Source organism: Pseudomonas sp. P5_B2 (genome assembly GCF_056400445.1).
Genome location: NZ_JBFULH010001536.1, coordinates 1 through 504 on the forward strand (window position 1 = coordinate 1; position 504 = coordinate 504).

The window sequence follows — 504 nt, forward strand, 5'->3', positions numbered from 1 at the left end:
CTGCAGGGCAGAGTCTTCACGACAATGTTTGCGAGTGCTCCAAGGTCTTCGGCATCGATCTCTACATCGGTGAGGGCGTGGCGGCAGCACGTCAAGATGAATCCTGCAGCGCTCTCATCGGGTGTCAGAGACGTCTCGCCCTTGAACGCCTCGGTTTCACCGGAGAGAACTTTGGTTTTGCAGACACCACACCGCCCAGTTCTGCAGCTGTATTCGAGAGTGATGCCTTCAGTCCTGGCACTGTCGAGCATTGATGTGCCTGTCTCGGAGCTGAATGTTTTCCCGTTATGAAGTTTTACTGAAGCCATATTGGTTACCGGATTTGAAAATTCTGTGCGGGCTGCAATGCTGTCGTCAGCTTGCTCCAGAATCGAAGATTCGACGGTTATGAACAAATGGAAATCTTAAGTTGACGGGCGTTGAGTGAAGGTGATGGGCGGTGCGTGAGCGGACAGCGGGCGCGGAGAAATCAATGGTGCTTCGGGAAGTGCTTTTGGTGGTAGT

Annotated in this window: 1 protein-coding gene; it reads right to left on the minus strand. The window is 53.0% G+C overall.

The window, feature by feature from the left end; genetic code table 11:
* A partial coding sequence (locus AC1DRJ_RS32255; RefSeq protein WP_477805648.1) for a 2Fe-2S iron-sulfur cluster-binding protein occupies window positions 1-395 on the minus strand: 395 nt, incomplete at its 3' end.
* Window positions 396-504: the final 109 nt, after the last annotated feature.